This window comes from Pseudoalteromonas sp. H71, assembly GCF_001468485.1.
GTDB lineage: Bacteria > Pseudomonadota > Gammaproteobacteria > Enterobacterales > Alteromonadaceae > Pseudoalteromonas.
The window spans coordinates 1-18,755 of sequence record NZ_LODI01000001.1 but is presented as its reverse complement, the minus strand read 5'-3'; the positions used below and the strand labels follow the sequence as shown (position 1 = coordinate 18,755).

Sequence of the window (18,755 nt, the reverse complement as noted above, 5' to 3'; positions counted from 1 at the left end):
TCAAGAGCAGCTCGGTAGTAATATATCGTTGCTGTTAACGGGCGTTTCTCAAATGGCGACTATCAGTACTTTGTCGCATCAAGGCAAAGGCACTGTTCAAGTTGATAATATTCGTAAAATGTTATTAACCATGGTTGAAGATGTGCGGGCGGTGGTAATAAAGCTTGCCGAGCAGGTTTGTCATTTACGAAACGTGAAAGACGCCGGTGAAGAGGAGCGGGTTATTGCCGCTAAAGAAACCGCGGATATTTTTGCTCCTTTAGCAAACCGACTTGGAATTGGCCAATTAAAGTGGGAGCTTGAAGATTTATCGTTTAGGTATTTACGCCCAGACACTTACAAAAAAATAGCCAAGCAGCTTGATGATAAACGACTTGCCCGCGAAGCCTACATGGAAGACATGGTAGAGCAAGTTAAAAGCCGTTTAAGTGAAGCAGGTATAGAAGCTGAGGTATATGGCCGGCCTAAGCATATCTACAGTATTTACAAAAAAATGGCGCAAAAAAACTACGAGTTTGATCAACTTTTTGATATTCGTGCCATGCGTATTGTGGTTGACCGCTTGCAAGATTGCTACGGTGCGCTGGGTATAGTGCATACCAACTGGCGCCATTTAAATAAAGAATTTGATGATTATGTTGCAACGCCTAAGCAAAATGGTTACCAGTCAATTCATACCGTTGTTTTTGGCCCTGAGGGTAAAACCGTAGAAATACAAATTCGTACACAAGACATGCATCAGGATGCAGAACTAGGCGTAGCTGCTCATTGGATGTACAAAGAAGGGGCCTTACCCGGACGTGGTTCGGGTTACGAGCAAAAAATTAGCTGGCTACGTAAATTACTGCAATGGCAAGAAGAAGTAGTTGATGGCGGCGATTTAGCTGAAGAGCTAAAAAACCAAGTTGTTGAAGACAGAGTGTATGTGTTTACCCCGCGTGGCGATATTTTTGACCTACCACTAGGGGCCACGCCGCTCGATTTTGCTTACTACATTCATTCTAATGTGGGACACCGTTGTATTGGCGCAAAAGTATTTGGCAAAATAGTGCCGTTTACGCATCAATTAACGACAGGCGATCAGGTCGAAATTCTCACACAAAAGCAGGCTAACCCGAGTAGAGATTGGTTAAATCCGTCATTGGGCTACATTAAATCGTCTCGTGCGCGGGCCAAAATACACCATTGGTTCAAGCAACTTGATCGTGATAAAAATTTAAGTGCGGGTAAAGAAATTCTTGATAATGAGCTACAAAAGCTTGATTTAACATACAAAGATTTAGCTCCAGCAATTAAGCGATTTAACTTTAAAGAGCTTGATGACTTAATGGTTGCGATAGGGGCGGGGGATGTGCGCCTTAACCAAATGCTTAATTTTGTTACTGACCGCACAGAAGACGAACCCGTTATTCGTTTTAAAGCACCAAGCAAAGTAACGGGCGATAAAAATGGCATAGTGGTTGATGGCGTGGGCAGTTTAATGAGTCATGTAGCTAAATGTTGCCGACCAGTGCCCGGCGATGAAATTATTGGTTATATTACGCAAGGCCGTGGTATCGGCGTTCACCGTGATGATTGTGATGCATTTAATAACTTGAAAAAACAGCATCCAGAGCGTGTTGTAGAAGTTAGCTGGTCTGAAGATATAAATGGATCATACGCGCTTAGTATAAAAATTGAAGCAAGCGACAGATCTGGACTCATTCGCGATATAAGTTCTGTACTTGCTAACGAAAAAGTAAACGTAATTAATATGAACGTTAATACTGTGGGTGCTGACCAGTTAGCGGTATTTACCATGCAAATAGAAGTACACGATTTATCGGGTACAAACCGAGTGCTGTCTAAATTGCACCAAATTGAAGGTGTTCACCACGCTAAGCGAGGGCAGTAGCTTTGGCTAACCATTCAGCATTAACAGAACTTTTGAGTATTATGCAAACACTCAGAGATCCCAATGGCGGCTGCCCTTGGGATCTTAAACAAGACTTTAAATCAATTGTGCCGCATACACTTGAAGAAGCCTATGAAGTTGCCGACTGCATCGAATCGGGTAATTTAAATGAGCTTAAAAATGAGCTTGGTGACTTACTGTTTCAAATTGTGTTTTATGCCCAATTAGCGCAAGAACAAAGCTTGTTTGATTTTAACGATGTAATAGAACAATTAAATGCAAAGTTAACACGTCGTCATCCTCATGTTTTTGGCGACAAAAAAGCGCTCAATGATGAGCAATTATCACTGCAGTGGCAAGCTATTAAAGCCCAGGAGCGAAGCGAAAAAGCATTAACCAATACATCATTGTTGTGGCAAGATATTCCAGCAAATATGCCAAGTCTTAGCAAGGCTAAAAAAATTCAACAGCGAGTAGCTTCAATGGGTTTTGACTGGCCGACTTATCATGGTGCGCTTGATAAAGTAAGCGAAGAAGTACTTGAAGTTAAAGAAGCAATAACGCACGATCCTTTATCGGATCACACAGCAGAAGAACTTGGCGATTTACTATTTGCCACCGTTAATGTGGCTCGCCACGTTAAACGTGACCCAGAGCAGCTCCTCAGAAATGCAAACGATAAGTTTTCAGCCCGATTTGAAAAGGTACAAGCATATTTGCATGCGCAAGGTAAAAGCCTAGAGACAGCAAGCCTTGAAGAAATGGATAATGCGTGGGAAGCAATTAAAAAACATAAATAAAATAGCGCGCGTTTTTTAATCGCCCATTCGCTAATTTTAGCTGGATTGCTAAAGCGTGTTTTGGTACAATTTCGCCCCGTCTTGATGATATGCCCATAGCCACTTTTTTGGGTGTTATATTCCTTTTAATTCCTGATATTCTAGGGTTCGCATGAGTACAAAATTTATCTTCGTTACTGGCGGGGTTGTTTCTTCGTTGGGTAAAGGTATTGCAGCAGCATCGTTGGCGGCTATTTTAGAAGCCCGTGGCTTAAATGTTACTATTTTAAAGCTGGATCCTTACATCAACGTTGACCCAGGCACAATGAGCCCAATTCAACACGGTGAAGTATACGTTACAGAAGACGGCGCAGAGACTGATCTTGATTTAGGTCACTACGAACGTTTTATTCGCACCAAAATGACTAGCCGAAATAACTTCACGCAAGGCCGCGTATATGAAGACGTATTACGTCGCGAGCGTCGTGGTGAATACCTAGGCGCCACTATTCAGGTTATTCCTCATATCACTAACGATATTAAACAGCGTGTTTACGAAGGCGCTGAGGGGCACGATATTGCCATTGTTGAAATTGGTGGCACGGTAGGTGATATTGAATCACAACCGTTTATTGAAGCAATTCGTCAAATGGGCACAGAGATCGGTCGCGAACGCGCACTCTTTATTCACCTAACGTTAGTGCCTTTCTTAGGCCCTGCGGGCGAAGTGAAAACAAAACCAACACAGCACTCAGTTAAAGAGCTTCGTTCTGTTGGTATTCAGCCAGATATTCTTATTTGTCGCTCAGATCGTAAGTTACCTAATAACGAGCGTGCAAAAATTGCATTGTTTACCAATGTTGAAGAAAAAGCAGTAATTTCACTACCTGATGTAGACAGTATTTACAAAATTCCAGCATTATTGAAATCACAAGAGCTAGACAATTTTGTATGTCGTCGTTTTCACTTAGACGCGCCTGAAGCTGACTTAGTTGAGTGGGAACAAGTACTATACCAAGAGTCTAACCCTACGGGCGAAGTGACCATTGGTATGGTTGGTAAATACATTGAATTACCCGATGCGTATAAGTCGGTTAACGAAGCATTAAAACATGCGGGTCTTAAAAACCGTTTAACAATCAACATCGAATATGTAGATTCACAAGACCTAGAAAGTAAAGGCGTAGAATTACTTTCTCACCTTGATGCTATTTTAGTTCCAGGCGGTTTTGGTGGTCGTGGTGTTGAAGGTAAAATTTTAGCAGCTAAATACGCTCGTGAAAATAAAGTGCCTTACTTAGGCATTTGTTTAGGTATGCAAGTAGCGCTTATTGAGTATGCACGTAATGTAGCAGGCTTAGCTGATGCTAACTCTACTGAGTTTAATGCCAAATCTGCAGCACCGGTTGTTGGCTTAATCACCGAGTGGTTAGACGCCGAAGGCAAAGTAGAAGTTCGTGACGAAAAATCGGATCTTGGTGGCACAATGCGTTTAGGCGCACAAAAATGTTACTTAACACCAGGCTCTAAAGTGCACGAAGTTTACGGTAGCGACGAAATTGTAGAACGCCACCGCCATCGTTACGAAGTAAATAACAACTTTGTAGACCAGCTAGAAAAAGCGGGTTTAACATTCTCTGGTTTATCTGAAGATAAAAAACTGGTAGAAATTATTGAAAACAAAGATCACCCTTGGTTTATTGCCGCGCAGTTCCACCCGGAATTCACGTCAACACCACGTGATGGTCATCCGCTATTTGAAGGGTTTGTAGCAGCAGCGCATATCCACCAAAAAGCGTCATCGTAACTTATAAAAAGCCGTGCATGTATTGTACGGCTTTTTTGTTTTTAAGACTGACTAAGCTATATCAAACATAGTAAAGTTAACAAAACTCACCATTTTGGGAATATAGAGGAAACAAGATGTCAAATATCGTAAAAGTAATTGGTCGCGAAATCATGGACTCGCGTGGTAACCCAACTGTTGAAGCAGACGTACATTTAGCTGATGGTTCTTGGGGTCGTGCGGCAGCACCTTCAGGCGCATCTACTGGTACTCGCGAAGCATTAGAGTTACGTGATGGTGACAAAGCACGTTACTTAGGTAAAGGCGTATTGAACGCGGTTGGTTACATCAATAAAGAAATTGCTGATGCGTTAGCTGGCCAAGATGCACTTAACCAAAGTGCAGTTGATAAAGTAATGCTAGATTTAGACGGCACTGAAAACAAAGAAAAATTAGGTGCAAATGCAATCTTAGCAGTATCACTAGCAACAGCTAAAGCCGCAGCTCAGTCTAAAAAAGTAGAACTATACGAGCACATTGCTGATTTAAACGGCACACCGGGTGTTTATTCTATGCCACTGCCAATGATGAACATCATCAATGGTGGTGAACACGCAGATAACTCAGTAGATATTCAAGAGTTTATGATCCAACCTGTTGGCGCTGCAAACTTCCGCGAAGGTCTACGTATGGGCGCAGAGGTTTTCCATAGCCTTGCAAAAGTACTTAAAGCAGACGGCCACTCAACAGCTGTTGGCGATGAAGGTGGTTTTGCGCCAAACCTTGAGTCTAACGAAGCGGCACTTGCAGCAATTAAAGTTGCGGTAGCAAACGCAGGTTACGAGCTAGGTAAAGATATTACTTTAGCGATGGATTGTGCAGCCTCTGAGTTTTACGACAAAGAAGCAAACATTTACGACCTTAAAGGTGAAGGCAAAAAATTCACGTCTGAAGAATTTAACTTCTTCTTGCAAGAGCTTACTCAGCAATACCCAATTGTTTCTATTGAAGATGGCTTAGATGAGTCAGATTGGGATGGCTTTGCTCACCAAACTAAATTAATGGGCGATAAAATCCAATTAGTAGGTGATGACTTATTTGTAACTAACACTAAGATTTTAAAGCGTGGTATCGACAACGGTATTGCTAACTCAATCTTAATTAAGTTTAACCAAATCGGTTCACTAACTGAAACGTTAGCGGCTATTAAAATGGCGAAAGACGCTGGTTTTACTGTTGTTATCTCTCACCGTTCAGGTGAAACAGAAGATGCAACAATTGCTGATTTAGCAGTAGGTACTGCAGCAGGTCAAATTAAAACAGGTTCATTAAGTCGTTCTGACCGTGTAGCTAAGTACAACCAATTGCTTCGTATTGAAGAGCAATTAGGCGCTAAAGCACCGTACAACGGTTTAAAAGAAGTTAAAGGTCAGTAATTCTTTTCTAGAGACTGATTTTAAATTTTAAGCTATAAAACCCTCGCCAATGCGGGGGTTTTTTATGTTGCTTGTAGTTTTTTTTTGTTAGTATGAGCTTCAATTTACAGGGAATTGTAGTGCTAAAACGTTTCATTTTTTCTGCAGCGCTTTCCTTATCAATGCATATACAACTTAATGGCTATAATTAAAATGGATATTCATGTCAACGATTACAGTTACTTAATAGTAATATTGCCTATAGCGTTAACAATGGCTTATTTATTAAAAAAAGCGACATCAAAAACAAACATTAAGCATGATGTTATGCTTAATTTTATTTTAACGATGTTATTTTTTCCTGCAGGGTTTGTACATTTTATTTGGTGTATTTATACATCAATAAAAAAGCGGGATCGCAACGCTCAATAATTCGAATTGAGGGGGTAACTCCCCTTTTTAGGAGTTTTAAATAATGTATTTTCACTCATCTTTTTATTACATTCTCGTTTTACCATTTTTGCTTATTTTTTCAGGCTTTATTTTTTTTCTAAATAAAAACTCTAATACTAAAAGTAGTATAGGTATAAGTTTGGTTTTGACGTTTGTGAATATTCTTTTAGGTCTATTTCATTTTTTTTACGTTATTAACAAAGTGCTCAACGAAGTCCCTGATAATAAAACGCTCACAAAGTGAATTGCTGTTTTAAAATGTCACCTGTAAAACAGGTTTTTAGATAAAAGCCACGGGGCAGGGTTTTTATTATTTGCCCGTTTGGGCCAATAGCATCGGTCACAATTTTGCTATTCGCGGCTTTTGGACGAATTTGCATTGCATCGCCTAAATGGCCTGATATTTCATCAACCCTACCAAGCGCAATCAACTCCATTTGTTCTTCCCAATCACGCTGTAGTTTTGCATCTTGCTCGGGCGTGGGTTGCCATAAAAAGCCGCTGCCTATGGTTCTATTAAACGGTGCGATATCACGCTCGCTTAAAACTGGAAGCCATAAAACATGGTTAAGCTTTTTACGAACCGCACTAGTGTGCCATGTCATGCCTGTTACATTTATTAATGGCGTTACAGATACAAAGGTGGTTTCAAGAGGTTTGCCTTTATAAGAAATAGGCAGCGTTTTAAGTTCAATACCCAAATCTTCAAAGTCGGGGAGGGGTTTAGAACCCGCGGTTGCACCTAATACGTATTCAATTAATTGACCCGTCCAGCCTTTTTCTCTTAATAAGTCGTCAGGGGTTTTAAAGTTATATTGTTCAGCAAGCTGCCCAAGCGTAAGGCCAGCAATACTGTTTACACGTTGAGTAAGATCATTAATTGAAAGTGGTTTAGTTGGGCGCATAATATTAATTTTAGTTGAATAAATACCACTGCCATGATAGCAAAACAGCTAAGCCGTGGATATCTTTAGGTTTGTGTGTTTTTTGTTCGCTGTTGTGGTGTGTTAATTTTATACATAGTTAAAATTATGGATAACTCGTTAAGTTACTGACTAACTTGGTTTTTTTTAGTTTGTAAGTTTTGTTTGTATTGGTCGTTTTAAAAGTTAATGGGATAAATACAACTATATGAACATGTTTATCCACAGAATCTGTGGAGAACAACACGTTTTAGATCTTATATTGTGGATTTGTTTGCAAAATGAACGTGTTTTTTAAAAGTTATGCACAAACTGTGAGTAACTAGAGTAAAACAATAACTGCAATAGCTTTTGCACATTTTTTTAAAATTTATTGCTCTCATCTGCATGTTTTATCTACTGGGTTAAAGCATAAACGTCATTCACTCGTAGGCTTGTCTATAATAGTGTTTGCCGTATTGCGACTAATGTGGAACAATCATCAAAAATCGACTTACAAATGAGGCACTAAGGTGATTGATGCCGAAGGTTTTCGTGCCAATGTCGGAATTGTAATTTGCAATAATCAGGGACAAGTATTTTGGGCCAGACGCTACGGTCAGCACTCTTGGCAATTTCCCCAAGGCGGTGTTGATGATGGTGAAACACCAGAACAAACTATGTACCGTGAATTACACGAAGAGGTCGGACTGCGACCAGAAGATGTAGAAATTGTCGCAAGTTCAAAACATTGGTTACGCTATAAATTACCCAAACGATTAATTCGTCGCGACTCAAGTCCGGTGTGTATTGGGCAAAAACAAAAATGGTTTTTACTGAAACTTCGTTGTAAAGATGAAGATGTAAATTTACTTAAAACTCATCACCCAGAGTTTGATGATTGGCGTTGGGTGAGTTACTGGTACCCTGTTAGGCAGGTTGTGTCGTTTAAACGGGATGTTTACCGACGTGTAATGAAGGAGTTTGCTCCTTTTGCTATGCCCTTTAATAAAAGAGAACACCATAAAGACCATTGGCGAAGTAAAAGGTAATAACTTTATAATAAAATAAAGGAGCAGGACATGCTGGCAACACTAAGATCTATTGCTGAGTCTGTATCGCAACAAGCGAATTTAGACACTGCTTTAGTGTGCTTTGTGCAAATGGTGAAAGACGCCATGAAAACCCAGTGCTGCTCTATTTATTTTGCCGACTACAGCCAAGATAATTTTGTATTAATGGCTACCGAAGGGTTAAACCCTGATGCGGTAGGCAAGTTCAGAATTGGTTTTACAGAAGGTTTAGTGGGGTTAGTTGCTCAACGCGAAGAACCCATTAATATAGCTTTTGCTAAATCGCATCCGCGCTTTAAGCTCTCTCCTGAGGTAAACGAAGAAGGCTATAATGCTTTTTTGTCTGTACCTGTGGTTCATCAAAAAAAAGTACTGGGCGTTATTGTTGTTCAACAAAAAATGGCCCGTGTATTTAGCCAAGATGAAGAGTCGTTTTTAATAACGCTTTCTGCTCAACTTGCTTCACAATTGGCTCATGCCGAAATTAAAGAAGTACTTCGCCAAGACGAGTCATCTCATCAAACATCCGTTTTAAAAGGTGTATCTAGTGCGCCGGGTATAGGTATAGGTACCGCATTTGTACTTTTACCAAAACTTGACTTTAAATCAATTGAGCTCCAAAAAAATAGTGATGTGACTGAGCAGCGTCGCCTGTTTACGCAAGCCGTGGCGGCTACACGTAAAGAGTTTAATACGCTTTCGATGACGTTGAGTGACTCTATTCCTCAAGAGGCATTAGCCGTATTTGATGTGTATCAACAGTTATTAGATGCTAAAAGTTTAGGTCACAATGTAGAGGTTCAGTTACTCGAGGGATGGTGTGCAAAAAGCGCACTTAAAATTGTGATTGAGCGTCTAATTTCGCAATTTAATGCGATGCAAGACCCATACATAAAAGAGCGTGCTGTTGATGTGAAAGACATTGGTTTACGCGTATTACATCACTTAGTTAACACTGAACACGCAGTAAAAGATTACCCAGCAGATACCATATTAATTGCAAATACATTAACCCCCGCGATGCTTGCTGAAGTACCAAAAGGGCATTTAGCAGGGGTTGTTAGTGTTAATGGTTCTGCCAATAGTCATGCATCTATTTTGACTCGCGCAATGGGGATCCCCGCTATTTGGGGGATAGAAGATTTACCATTACTTCAATTTGATGGTAAACCAATGATATTAGATGCGTTTGCAGGGCGTTTGTATATCTCACCCTCGCAAATGTTATTAGACGAGTACGCAGACTTACAACATCAAGATAACCTGTTAAATAATCGTTTTTTAGCAGAGCAAGAGTACGAGTCTATTACCTTAGATGGCGAACACGTCAGTTTATTGTTAAACGCAGGGCTAGAATTAAAAACAGATCAAAACAACGCACATGTGTGCGACGGCGTCGGTTTATACCGTACTGAAGCGTGGTTTATGCAAAAAGGCCAGTTTCCTTCTCAGTTAGAGCAAGAAAATTGGTATCGAGAAGTGCTCACCAGTTATTACCCAAACGCCGTCGTGATGCGTACGCTCGACATTGGCGGCGATAAAGTGCTCGACTACTTTAATATAACCGAAGAAAACCCATTTTTAGGTTGGCGTGGTATACGTATTAGCCTTGATCATCCCGAGTTATTTTTAGACCAACTCAAAGCAATGCTTAAGGCAAATATCGGTTTAGGCAATTTAAAAATAATGTTGCCGATGATCAGCGGCACAGAAGAAGTAGATGAAGCATTGGGGTTATTTGAACAAGCTTACTTTGAACTAAACGAACACTTTCCTGAGCAGCAAATAGATCGCCCCGATATTGGTATTATGCTTGAGGTGCCTTCCAGTGTGTTTATGTTACCTGAATGGTCTAAAAAGGTAGATTTTTGTTCAGTAGGCAGTAACGACTTAACACAATATTTGTTGGCGGTAGATAGAGCCAACGCACGTGTTGCTGAGCTTTTTAATCCTTACCACCCCGGGGTGCTTAGGGTTTTAAGTAAAATAGCCGATGAGTGTGAAAATTATGAATTACCCTTTAGTTTATGTGGTGAACTAGGGGGGGACCCGGAGGGAGCCATATTGCTAATAGCTATGGGATATAGACGACTGAGTATGAACTTATCGTCTTTAAATAAAGTGAAATGGGTGCTTAGGCGTTTAAGCGTTGCCGACATGGAACAGTTATTAAGCGAGTGCTTAGCACAATCAACAGCTAAACAAGTTTTGCGTTTAACGCGCAATTTTATGTTAGAGCATAATTTAGGTGACCTATTTTATACCCCAAAATAAAAGGTGCTTACTTAATTAATTTTAATACGCAGATGCTATTCGTTTTATAATCCTTTACCATATAAGCCTTCAAAAGGCATTTGAGATAACTATGTATGACTTAGGTTTGTTGGTCGCATGTTGCGCACTACTAGGCTGTATTGTCGGTTTTTTAGCAGGATTATTAGGTATTGGCGGTGGGTTAATAATTGTGCCTGCACTGAGCACATTGCTGATTTTATTTAATGTTACATCTGCAGAACATGTTGTGGTTATTTCGATTGCGACCTCTTTGGCCTCTATTTTATTTACTTCTACGTCTTCAGCATTGGCTCATCATAAAAATGATAATGTGCCTTGGCATGTTGCACCTTGGGTTATGACAGGTGTAGCAATAGGGGCTTTAATTAGTGGGTTTGCAGCAAGCTTAATACCAGAGCAGTTACTACGCAGTGTATTTGCAGTGAGTGTTGTATTTATTGCAGCCAGAATGGCGCTATCATCACGTAATAAACCCTCATCAACTAAGTCGATCCCACCAGGGCCTATTTTAGGGTGTATTTCAGCGATTATGGGCGGTCTATCAGGATTGATTGGGATTGGTGGTGGAGCGTTAATTGTACCTCTGCTCAATTACTTCTCCATTGATATAAGAAAAGCCATTGGGTGTGCTGCCGTCTCGGGCATTGTAATCGCCTTATTTGGCTCTATTGGCTACATTAGTGCGGGTTGGAAGGTAACCGACTTAGCACATGGTTTTGCAGGGTTTGTATATTTACCTGCGTTATTTGGTATTGTTATTACATCGTGGTTTGTGGCGCCTTACGGGGCTAAAGCAACTCATTATTTACCTGTTAATACAATAAAGAAAGTTTTCGCGGTACTGCTTGTTGTTATCGCAATTAAAATGGTTTTTAGCTAAAGGTTTATTTTTATGGCACTTGAGTTTCCTCAAATCGATCCAATTATTTTTTCGATTGGACCACTGAGCGTACGTTGGTACGGATTGATGTATTTAATTGGTTTTGCATTTGCGATGTGGTTTGCAAATCGTCAAGCGGCAAAGCCTAATTCTGGCTGGACCAAAGAGCAGGTAAGCGATCTATTATTTTATGGCATGCTAGGGGTAATACTTGGTGGTCGTATAGGTTATGTATTATTTTACCAATTTAGTTATTTTTTAGAAAATCCGCTGTATTTATTCCGCATCGATCAGGGCGGCATGTCGTTTCATGGTGGTACGCTGGGTGTAATTGCATCCGTTGCCATTTTTTCGTGGACACGTAAAAAATCACTTCTACAAGTTGGCGATTTTGTAGCGCCACTAGTGCCAGTGGGATTATTAGCAGGGCGCATAGGTAACTTTATAAATGGCGAACTATGGGGGCGTGTATCAGACGTTCCTTGGGCTATGGTATTTCCAACCGGTGGGCCGCTTGCTCGCCACCCGTCGCAGTTATACGAAGCCTTTTTTGAAGGGCTTGTTTTATTTTTAATTATGCTATGGTTTATTAAAAGACCACGCCCAGCTGGCAGTGTTGGCGGCGTATTTTTACTAGGTTACGGGGTGTTTAGGTTTGGTATTGAATACTTCCGCCAACCAGACGCGCAACTTGGCTTATTTGCCGACTTTATCTCTATGGGTCAAATACTGTCACTCCCTATGATTATAGGTGGTTTAGGGTTATTAATTTGGGCTTATAAAAATCCGCAGCAAGTAACAACAGCAAAGGCATAATAAAAGCATGAAACAATATTTAAAATTATGTCAGCGTATCGTTGACGAAGGTCAATGGGTAGAAAACAAACGAACAGGCACACGTTGCTTAACCGTTATAAACGCCGATTTAGAGTACGATGTAGCAAACAATCAGTTTCCTATGATCACCACGCGTAAAAGTTACTATAAAGCGGCCATTGCAGAGTTGCTTGGCTATTTACGAGGTTACGATAGTGCAGAGCAGTTTCGTAATATTGGCTGTAAAACCTGGGATGCTAATGCCAACGATAACCAAGCCTGGCTTAATAATCCAAACCGTAAAGGTGAAGATGATATGGGGCGCGTTTACGGCGTTCAAGGGCGAGGTTGGCAACGCCCTGATGGTTCAACACTCGATCAGCTAGCAAAAGTAATTAACAATTTAAAAAATGGCATTGATGATCGCGGTGAAATAATCACGTTTTATAACCCAGGTGAATTTGAACTGGGTTGTCTAAGACCTTGTATGCATACACATACGTTTTCACTATTAGGTGATACGCTTTACTTAACATCTTATCAGCGTAGTTGTGATGTCCCGCTAGGGTTGAGTTTTAATCAAATTCAATGCTTTGTGTTGCTTGCTTTGGTCGCTCAAATTACCGGTCATAAACCGGGTAAGGCATATCATAAAATAGCTAATGCTCATATTTACGAAAATCAGCTCGAGTTAATGCGCGATGTGCAGCTTAAACGCGAACCATTTGAATCGCCTAAGCTTACAATTAACCCAAAGATTAAGTCACTAGAAGACATAGAAACCTGGGTCACCCGAGACGACTTTGAAGTAACCGGCTATCAATGCCACGACGCAATTCAATATCCATTTTCAGTATAATAACCGATTAAGGAAAACAACATGAAAGCAGTGATCCCAGTAGCGGGCCTTGGTACACGCATGCTACCAGCCACTAAAGCAATTCCTAAAGAGATGCTTCCTGTAGTAGACCGTCCTTTAATACAATATGTAGTTAACGAAGCGGTATGTGCAGGCATAAAAGAAATTGTACTTGTAACGCACTCAAGTAAAAACTCTATCGAAAACCATTTTGATACCAGCTTTGAATTAGAGGCAACGCTTGAAAAGCGTGTTAAGCGGCAATTACTTGCCGAAGTACAAGCCATTTGCCCTAAAGACGTAACAATAATTCACGTACGCCAAGGTGAAGCAAAAGGGCTAGGTCATGCCATTAACTGTGCAGCCCCAATTATTGGTAACGAACCATTTGTGGTTATTTTACCCGATGTGATCATAGACGACGTTGAAAGCGATCTTAAAAAAGACAACCTCGCCGAGATGATCGCTCATTTTGAACAAACAAAACAGAGCCAAATAATGGTAGAGCCTGTACCAATGCAGGAAGTTGATAAGTTTGGAGTAGTGGATTTAGGTGGCACCGAAATAGCGCAAGGTGAAAGCTCGCCTATTGTTAGCATGGTAGAAAAGCCACCGGTTGACGAGGCACCTTCAAACCTAGCCGTGGTTGGGCGTTATGTGTTGAGTGAAAATATTTGGCCGCTACTTGCAAAAACTCCACAGGGTGCTGGCGATGAAATTCAGCTTACCGATGCTATTGCCATGCTTATGCAAAGTGAAAAAGTAGATGCGTACGCAATGAAAGGCCGAAGCCACGATTGTGGTAGTAAAATTGGTTATTTAAAAGCAACCATTGAGTTTGCACTTCGTCGTGATGAATTTGCCGATGAGCTAAAAACGTTTATTAAAACACTCATATAACCGTTTACATTAAATCAGCAAAAGGCGCCTAATTAGGCGCCTTTTTTATTGTTTTTTGCATAATTTGTTTTTTTAATGTAAAAATTAGAATAGTTTTGATTACTTTACAGACATAATGTAATTTATGTTGTAATGTTTATTTTAAGTGGCATTAAAATTGTATTGAAAAGTGTTCTCATGGAGGAGTCAAAAAAACATAAGCCTATTGAATTAAATACGTTTATGTTCATAAAGGGCTTGGTTATGGCTCGAAAACTTAAAGTAAGGTTAAACGCTTTCTAAAGAGGATGTTTAATTGAAATGTAAGTGTTATTACACTGCTTTCAGGACAGCGAATAAATGTTAATAAATAATAAAAACATAACAGGATTACTTTTAAGCCTGCTGATACTGCTATTTGGTACAGCATGCTCGACTACACCTGAAGTAAAGTCAGTCCCCACACCTGAAAAGCAAACCAATTCGCCCGTGTATGTACCTATTACTGCATTAGAGCTTGCTCAGTTAAAAGATGCAGCATTGCAATGGCAGCAAGCCAGAGCAGGTATAGAGCGTATTTTAAAGCTAGAAAAAGAAATTACCTACCTGGTTAATCACATAGATATTATTAACAGTAAAGCAATAGCTCAGTCTAATCAGCCTAAAAGCAACTCGTACAGCACGCGAACAATTCACAATCAGCAAGCTGCAAGGTCACGTAGCCAAAATGTTAACCAATACAGAAACAAAAAACAGACAGTTAAGTTTAATACACCAAGGCATATTTTTGCTTTGCAAGTAGCTTCGGTTGATTCAGAAAAAGACATAGCAAAAGCGTGGAAAGAGCTAAATACTAAAGCCGCACCTTTATTCAGAAAAAAAATACTGACCAATGTTGAAACCGCAAAAATAAATAAAAAAACGTTTTATAGGCTTAAATTAGGATCGTACCAAAATTTAAAAAATGCCAAAGCAGACTGTGAAGTATTTAAAGTATACAAGCTCGAGTGCATAGTCAGTAACTACACAGATAAACCAGTAAAGCTGTAGTTAAAATAGAAACTTGCTAAAAAATTATTTATCCATAAAATACCTCACCATAGTCAAAAGGGTGGTAGGTAAAAAGTATGGTTATTAAAAAGGAATTTATTAATACATTATTTTGTATTGGGTTTGTGTTGTACCTAACTGCGTGCAGCTCAGCAAAAAAGGTACAACCAAGTTTAGCGACATCAAATACCGTTCTTATTTCAAATACTGACTTACAAGCACTTAAGCAATCGGCTAAAGAGTGGAAAACAGTTGAGCCCAAAGTTAACGATTTGCTTGAATTAGAAGGCCAGCTTTCAAAGTTGACGACTCGCTTAAAAGCCATTGACGAGACCAATGTGGCCCAGGAAAACACCGCTTTAACACCCCCTGCAACAGAAAGTATTTTAAAAAGTGATCAGGCTTTTTTTGCTATTCAGGTGGCAGCATTTAATAGTGAAGCTAAATTAAACACGGAACTGGCTAATTTAAAACGTAAAATACCTGCGTTTTTTAACACTAATTTAGTGGTCAATATTGAAACTAAAGTAATAAAAACCAATACATTTTATCGTTTAAAGTTAGGCGCATATAAAACAAGTAAACAGGCAACAACCGATTGCGAAGCATTAAAACAGCAAAAAGTGAGTTGTTTTGTCACCTATTACACGCAGCAAAAACCACAAACAACCCTCTAGGCATAATAATTGCTTAGTCTCTTGTATGATCACAAGAGGATGGCAACTATGCGCCTTTTACTACCCTTATTATTAATTAACTTGGCTGGGTGCACTTTAATTCCTGAACCCGAGTCAAGTGTGAGCACGTATGCCCCAAAAGCAGCAATGGCGCCTTTTACAGTAAGTGACTACGTGCACAACTTAACTGTGCAATTAAGTCATTTAAAGGGCCCATTAAGCAACAATACTCGCATAGGGGTTAGTAGCTTTTACTTTGCAGATGCGCTCGATTCTAAGCTAATGACGCAACAAGCGTCGGGCTTAAGCCAACAAATACAAGAAAGTATACTCACTAAAATGACGCAAATGGGTTATCACACGGTCGAATACCGCTTAGCTAATAATCTACACTTATCTCATAACGCCGATAGTGCGTTAACGCGTAATTTAGAACAGCTACGAGAACGCCAAAATATTGACCTTATAATTACAGGCACTGTTACACGCCAACAGCATGCATACATTGTCAATGCGCGTATGGTTAACATTAGCAACAAACAAGTTTTATCTGCTGGCAGTACCGAGATCCCAATCAATGTAATGTGGGGTAATGAAAAAATTCAGCAGCGCGATGGTTTACTTTATCGCAGTGAATATTAACGAGGAGCACACAATGAGAAACTTATTAATCACGCTATGTTTGCCATTAGGGTTTGGCTGTTCGCAAATAACGAACACAACTAGCACCGACTCAGCGGTTGCGCAAAGTAACCAAGCACCGCTGCTGGCTTCAAGCCAACGTAAAGTAAGTGCTCCGGTGAATCATGATAATGTGTTTCAGTCGGGGTTAGCTCAGCAAACCAACTACACTAAATCGACGCCGCCAATGCATAAAAATATAAACCATTATGTACGCGGAATAATGCAAGACATGGTCGAAAACTTACAATACGTTAATGACAAAACACCGCTAGCGGTATCAAGCTTTGTATTTTTAGACGACGATTACAGTAATGGCAGTTTATTAGGGAATCAAATTGCAGAAAGCTTTATGCACGAGCTCCATAATTTTGGTGTACCGGTCATTGATTTTAAAACCACCGATTATGTTCGTGTAACGCAAACCGGCGACTTTGTATTTAGCCGCGACTACCTAGAGCTCGACCCAGAGCAAAACTTTCAATACGTATTGGCTGGCACATTAGTAAGCCATCAAGGCGGAGTTTTAGTAAATGCACGAATTGTTGGCTTAACCAGTAAGGCTGTTGTTGGTTCGGCACAAGGGTTTTTACCCCAATCAGTGATTGATGCATTAAATGGCAACTACCGTACCGATGGCATTATGCTAAAACAAGTGAGTGAGTGAGGTGAGTATGGGCTTTACATTAAACACCAATTTACACACGCTTTTGCTAGTAGGGCTAGTCGTTGCTCTATCTGGTTGCTCGCTAACACACCACCATGTGCATGATTCAAATACACACACAGCAACGCAAGCAAGTAACGACTACATGCTAAATGGTGATTACGATGCACAAACACACAAGCAAACTGTGCAGCTAGATAATGATTACGATGCGTCAAAACCTTTTAAGCCAATAAAGCATCATAAAACGCTTGTTAATTACGTAGAGCAAATGGCATTAGACTTAGTTGACACACTCGAGTACGACGCAGAAGCCGATACACAGGTTAATATTGCTGTAAGCACATTGGTAAACCTTGACTCGTCACTCAATAAAAGTAACCAGTTGGGTAACCAAATATCAGAAACACTTATTCATCAACTACAAAAGTTTGGTTACAGTGTGGTTGATTTTAAAACCACCAACACAATAGACGTAAACAGACGTGGTGACTTTGTGTTTTCGCGAAATATTAAAAAGCTAAGTGAAGAGCACATGGCAAGCCATGTATTAGCAGGCACTTTAATTTACAGACAAAATGGCGTAGTGATAAATACACGCGTTATAAATGTTAACACCAAACAGATTGTGGCCAGCAGCCGAGAGCTTATTCCGCATTATGTGCTAAGCAAAGAAGACATATATTTATCAAGTAATTAACTCAAACTCCCATTGATTTAAACCTTGATATTAAAAATCAGATGCCGTTATAATTTAACCCTAACACACCGCTGTGGCCTCTTAGTTAAATGGATATAACGGCCCCCTCCTAAGGGGCAGTTGCAGGTTCGATTCCTGCAGGGGCTACCAATTAAATCAATGAGTTACGTATTTTGTTTTTTCTTTCGCTTGTTCTTATAGCACATTTGCAGCATCGTAAATTGAAATATAAAGAATTTAGTGCTGTACTTTTATTAAAATAGCCAAATTACATTCAGGCTGCTTTGTGCCAATTGAGGACACTCATAACCTTAGTCACTTGTTATTTTTTGCTGTTTCTGACTAGCAAATACACTCCAAAAATTACTAAACATATTCCAATTCCTGCTGATAAATAAACGTGAAAATAAAATTTATCTGGGTTGTCTGCCAATGTAACTAATACTTCTTTGCTTCTATGTTTATGAATGATGCCTTTTTCTTCTGCCAAAAAAAACCAGAGAACAAAAAACGCTCCGATAGCAATTATGAAGTAAGATTTGAAATCACTTTCTTGGTTGCCCATTTCAGCTTCTAATTCGCTGAGAACTTCATCACTAGACCTTTCTGGTTTAGAAAGTTCATCTTGAAGCCGTCTGTAGTTCTCAGGAAATTTTTCACTATCAATGCTATCCAAAGCTTCGTACAGCTCTTTTAAGGAGTATTTTGAATAGTCTATTTTTTTACTCAAAACAACCTCTGAAAAATATAACGCCGCAATAAACGGCTAAGTAATAGTTGGCTAAAATGTGAAGCGAAGCGAAACCGAGCCAACTGTTACGTGTCCGCTATTTAATTGCCTTGTATGGATAATAAACCCATAAATTAATTAATACTTTAACCTAGTTCGGGTAATGTGAGGCCCAAGCTTTGGCTGCAACCAAAGCCTTTTATACAGTAGTTCGATTGA

The 18,755-nt window shown here is 39.9% G+C and carries 17 protein-coding genes and 1 tRNA gene; 16 read left to right on the top strand and 2 right to left on the bottom strand.

Translation table 11 applies throughout. The features are described 5' to 3' along the window. The 4 genes from relA to eno all read left to right on the top strand — a co-directional run. The coding region (gene relA / locus ATS71_RS00100; protein WP_235591380.1) for a GTP diphosphokinase at nucleotides 1-1,894 on the top strand (1,894 nt) is incomplete at its 5' end. Between the two features lie 2 nt (nucleotides 1,895-1,896). Further along, nucleotides 1,897-2,694 (top strand): nucleoside triphosphate pyrophosphohydrolase, encoded by a 798-nt coding sequence (gene mazG, locus ATS71_RS00095; protein ID WP_082653573.1) that lies wholly within the window; start codon nucleotides 1,897-1,899, stop codon nucleotides 2,692-2,694. 151 nt (nucleotides 2,695-2,845) lie between these two features. Beyond that, the gene (locus tag ATS71_RS00090) at nucleotides 2,846-4,480 is read left to right on the top strand and encodes a CTP synthase (protein WP_058402981.1); all 1,635 of its coding nucleotides are present in this window, start codon (nucleotides 2,846-2,848) and stop codon (nucleotides 4,478-4,480) included. 116 nt (nucleotides 4,481-4,596) lie between these two features. Beyond that, nucleotides 4,597-5,895, top strand: a complete 1,299-nt coding sequence (gene eno / locus ATS71_RS00085; protein ID WP_058402980.1) for a phosphopyruvate hydratase — start codon at nucleotides 4,597-4,599, stop codon at nucleotides 5,893-5,895. A gap of 665 nt (nucleotides 5,896-6,560) precedes the next feature. Here eno and mutH read toward each other — a convergent pair. Next, nucleotides 6,561-7,232 carry a DNA mismatch repair endonuclease MutH gene (mutH, locus tag ATS71_RS00070; RefSeq protein ID WP_058402977.1) on the bottom strand — a complete coding sequence of 224 codons (672 nt, stop codon included), beginning with the start codon at nucleotides 7,230-7,232 and terminating at the stop codon, nucleotides 6,561-6,563. Nucleotides 7,233-7,762: 530 nt separating this feature from the next. On the opposite strand from mutH, the gene rppH reads away from it, so the two are divergent. From rppH to ATS71_RS00010, 12 genes are all read left to right on the top strand, one after another. After that, entirely contained in the window at nucleotides 7,763-8,281 is a 519-nt protein-coding gene (gene rppH / locus ATS71_RS00065) for an RNA pyrophosphohydrolase (protein ID WP_058402976.1), read from the top strand. Between the two features lie 30 nt (nucleotides 8,282-8,311). Then, nucleotides 8,312-10,576: a phosphoenolpyruvate--protein phosphotransferase gene (gene ptsP / locus ATS71_RS00060; RefSeq protein WP_058402975.1), complete on the top strand. Its 2,265-nt coding sequence runs from the start codon at nucleotides 8,312-8,314 to the stop codon at nucleotides 10,574-10,576. Nucleotides 10,577-10,667: 91 nt separating this feature from the next. Next, a complete protein-coding gene (locus tag ATS71_RS00055; protein ID WP_058402974.1) occupies nucleotides 10,668-11,477 on the top strand; it encodes a sulfite exporter TauE/SafE family protein in 810 nt (269 codons plus the stop codon). A gap of 12 nt (nucleotides 11,478-11,489) precedes the next feature. Then, nucleotides 11,490-12,293, top strand: coding sequence for a prolipoprotein diacylglyceryl transferase (gene lgt / locus ATS71_RS00050; RefSeq protein ID WP_058402973.1), 804 nt, complete (start codon nucleotides 11,490-11,492; stop codon nucleotides 12,291-12,293). 7 nt (nucleotides 12,294-12,300) lie between these two features. Then, nucleotides 12,301-13,152, top strand: coding sequence for a thymidylate synthase (locus tag ATS71_RS00045; protein WP_058402972.1), 852 nt, complete (start codon nucleotides 12,301-12,303; stop codon nucleotides 13,150-13,152). 21 nt (nucleotides 13,153-13,173) lie between these two features. Further along, a complete protein-coding gene (galU, locus tag ATS71_RS00040) occupies nucleotides 13,174-14,052 on the top strand; it encodes a UTP--glucose-1-phosphate uridylyltransferase GalU (RefSeq protein ID WP_058402971.1) in 879 nt (292 codons plus the stop codon). Nucleotides 14,053-14,391: 339 nt separating this feature from the next. Beyond that, nucleotides 14,392-15,081: an SPOR domain-containing protein gene (locus ATS71_RS00035; protein ID WP_058402970.1), complete on the top strand. Its 690-nt coding sequence runs from the start codon at nucleotides 14,392-14,394 to the stop codon at nucleotides 15,079-15,081. Nucleotides 15,082-15,158: 77 nt separating this feature from the next. Further along, nucleotides 15,159-15,758, top strand: coding sequence for an SPOR domain-containing protein (locus ATS71_RS00030; protein ID WP_058402969.1), 600 nt, complete (start codon nucleotides 15,159-15,161; stop codon nucleotides 15,756-15,758). A 48-nt stretch (nucleotides 15,759-15,806) separates the two neighbouring features. Then, a complete protein-coding gene (locus ATS71_RS00025) occupies nucleotides 15,807-16,400 on the top strand; it encodes a FlgO family outer membrane protein (RefSeq protein ID WP_058402968.1) in 594 nt (197 codons plus the stop codon). A gap of 13 nt (nucleotides 16,401-16,413) precedes the next feature. After that, nucleotides 16,414-17,106 (top strand): FlgO family outer membrane protein, encoded by a 693-nt coding sequence (locus ATS71_RS00020; RefSeq protein ID WP_058403318.1) that lies wholly within the window; start codon nucleotides 16,414-16,416, stop codon nucleotides 17,104-17,106. 7 nt (nucleotides 17,107-17,113) lie between these two features. Continuing rightward, entirely contained in the window at nucleotides 17,114-17,806 is a 693-nt protein-coding gene (locus ATS71_RS00015; protein WP_058402967.1) for a FlgO family outer membrane protein, read from the top strand. 75 nt (nucleotides 17,807-17,881) lie between these two features. After that, nucleotides 17,882-17,956 (top strand) — tRNA-Arg (locus ATS71_RS00010). Between the two features lie 172 nt (nucleotides 17,957-18,128). Here ATS71_RS00010 and ATS71_RS00005 read toward each other — a convergent pair. Next, nucleotides 18,129-18,536, bottom strand: coding sequence for a hypothetical protein (locus ATS71_RS00005; protein WP_058402966.1), 408 nt, complete (start codon nucleotides 18,534-18,536; stop codon nucleotides 18,129-18,131). Nucleotides 18,537-18,755 lie beyond the last annotated feature (219 nt).